Here is a 2,801-nt window from a genome sequence, read left to right on the forward strand (position 1 = left end):
GGCCTTTCTACGGAGAATTGGTAGAATTCATGAGTTCAGGACCTATCGTAGCTGCAGTACTGGAGAAAGACAATGCCGTGGAAGATTTCAGAACATTAATCGGTTCTACCAACCCGGCTGAAGCTGCAGAGGGAACCATCAGAAAAATGTTTGCAAGAAGCATCGGTGAAAATGCGGTTCATGGTTCAGATTCTGACGAAAATGCACTGATCGAAGCACAGTTCCACTTTTCAGGAAGAGAAATTTTCTAAGTTCAGACATCAGATGTCAAATATACGATCCGGGGATTTTTCTCCGGATTTTTTTTGTCTGGGTATTCCGGATGATCGGCAAGGCAAACCATAGCTTTTGCCGGATTATCGATTCATGATGATTCACAAGATCAGTCACAGGACCGGAATGTACGTTTTATATATTGTCCCGCTCTAAAAAAAGTCATGAAGAACACTTTTAAGCAGAGTGAGATCCTGGTGAATCCGTATAAATACGGATTTAAAAAATTCCGTATAAATACGGATGCGGGGAATATCTTATTTTTCCCATCTTTACATCAGCATTAGAACAAGGAAACTTAAGCATTAAAGTCTTTAAACTAGTAACCATTAGAGATTCATTTCTTCAGAAAATCAAAGGCAGCTCATTGAGCTGCCTGTTTGTATTATGATGGGAAAATTACGTCAGATCTTCATGAGTTCTATCGTCTTTTCCGGGTTTTCTGCTGAAAATACCGCATTTCCTGCCACCAGGACATCTGCTCCGGCCTCAAAGAGCCTGGCTGCATTGTCCAGGTTCACCCCACCGTCAATCTGGATCAGAGCCGTAGAATTGTTGCTGGCAATCAGTTCCTTTGTCTCGGCGATTTTCTTATAGGTATTTTCGATGAATTTCTGTCCTCCGAATCCGGGATTTACACTCATCAGCAATACCAGGTCGAGATCGGCAATAATATCCTCAAGCATGGCAACCGGTGTGGAAGGATTCAGGACGACGCCTGCCTTGGCCCCCAGATCCTGAATATGATGGATGGTGCGGTGAAGATGGGTACACGCTTCATAATGAACGGATACCAGATCTGCCCCGTGGTTAATGAATTCCTCCACGTATTTTTCGGGCTCTGCAATCATCAGGTGAACATCCACAAATTTTCTGGCGTGCTGCTGTACGGTTTTCATTACGGGAAACCCGAATGAAATGTTCGGAACGAATCTCCCGTCCATTACATCCACATGGAACCAGTCTGCCTGTGAATTGTTTACCATTTCAATGTCTCTTTGCAGATTCCCGAAATCTGCGGCTAAAAGGGAAGGAGCAATAAGCTTCATGTTCATTTTTACTTTTATATACTTTACTTTCTTTTTATAATCTGCTGCGGCCGGTACCGGAACCCTCCGGAATACGGATCGCAAAGCTGCAGGCAGTGCGTTAGCCGGATGCAAGGCACCGTTGCCGATGATTAATATTAATGATACTTCAGTTTCATTTCCGGCTGGATCGTAAGAAGCGTTCTGTATATAAGTTGAATTACGTTTCCTACGTCTTTTTTGGAAACCATTTCCACCGTCGTATGCATATAGCGCAAAGGTAATGAAATTAATGCACTTGGGACACCGCCGTTGGAATGCGCGAAAGCATCCGTATCGGTTCCCGTTGCCCGGCTGGCTGCTGCCCTCTGATAGGGGATCTGGTGCGTTTTTGCCGTTTCTATGATCAGCTCCCGGATGGTATGATGGATGCTCGGGGCAAAGAAGACCACCGGCCCGTCGCCGCATTTCTGGTCGCCTTCTTTTTTCTTCTCAATCATAGGGGTGGTGGTATCATGGGTAACATCCGTGACAATAGCAATGTTAGGCTTAATGGTGTCGGCAATCATGTCTGCACCATATAATCCCACCTCTTCCTGGACGGAATTCGTGATGTATAATCCGAATGGAATTTTCTTTTTATTCTCCTTGAGAAGCCTGGCTACCTCAGCAATCATGAATCCCCCGATTCTGTTGTCCAGTGCGCGGCAGACAAAATACCGGTCATTCATTTCAAAGAATTCGTCCGGATAGGTAATCATGCATCCTACATAGATACCCAGCTCTTCCACTTCTTTTTTGGAGGTCGCCCCGCAATCGATAAATATATTTTCTATTTTAGGAGTCGGCTCGTCATGATTGCCGCGGGTATGAATGGCCGGCCATCCGAAAACGCCTTTTACAGTTCCTTTTTCTCCATGGATGTGGACCACTTTGGAGGGAGCAATCGTCTGGTCTGATCCTCCGTTCCGGATTACATAAATAAGTCCGTCGTCGGTAATATAATTTACATACCAGGAAATTTCGTCGGCATGGGCTTCGATAACCACTTTGAATTCCGCTTCCGGATTGATGATTCCGTAACAGGTTCCGTAATGATCCACTTCAATTTTATCGACATAGGGCCTGATGTAGTCCATCCAGACTTTCTGGCCTTTATGCTCATATCCCGTAGGCGATGAGGTATTTAAATACTGTTCTAAAAATTTCAGGGATTTCTTTTCAAATTTCATAAAAAGGGAATGATTTTTGCGTTCAATTTTTGTTCTAATAATTGTAAAAATAATGAAATTTAACAAGATTATAGGTCTTTTTCTTTTCTTTTTGGGAGTGGGCGTTTTCGGTCAGAAAGATTCTGTAATTGCGGTTCCTTTGAGTCAGTATCCTCAGGAAATGCTGAAAACCGATGAATTCGGCAAGAAGTATTATTATGACGAGCGTCAGAAAATGAAGGTATACGAAATCAACGGTGAAACTGTGGTGGTCATGGATGAGCTGGTA

General features: G+C 43.7%; 3 protein-coding genes and 1 pseudogene. 2 read left to right on the top strand and 2 right to left on the bottom strand.

Features of this window, described 5'->3' with window-relative positions:
• The coding region (locus QZ735_RS03165) for a nucleoside-diphosphate kinase (RefSeq protein WP_294244074.1) at positions 1-251 on the top strand (251 nt) is incomplete at its 5' end.
• A gap of 426 nt (positions 252-677) precedes the next feature.
• Here QZ735_RS03165 and rpe read toward each other — a convergent pair.
• Both rpe and QZ735_RS03175 read right to left on the bottom strand, forming a co-directional pair.
• Entirely contained in the window at positions 678-1,328 is a 651-nt protein-coding gene (rpe, locus tag QZ735_RS03170; RefSeq protein WP_294244077.1) for a ribulose-phosphate 3-epimerase, read from the bottom strand.
• Between the two features lie 131 nt (positions 1,329-1,459).
• Positions 1,460-2,533, bottom strand: coding sequence for a M28 family peptidase (locus QZ735_RS03175; RefSeq protein WP_294244080.1), 1,074 nt, complete (start codon positions 2,531-2,533; stop codon positions 1,460-1,462).
• Positions 2,534-2,585: 52 nt separating this feature from the next.
• Here QZ735_RS03175 and QZ735_RS03180 point away from each other — a divergent pair.
• A pseudogene (locus tag QZ735_RS03180) lies at positions 2,586-2,801 on the top strand (DUF4294 domain-containing protein); the annotation flags it as partial.

Origin of the sequence: uncultured Chryseobacterium sp. (genome assembly GCF_913776365.1) — a bacterium.
In the GTDB taxonomy this organism is placed as follows: Bacteria; Bacteroidota; Bacteroidia; order Flavobacteriales; family Weeksellaceae; genus Chryseobacterium.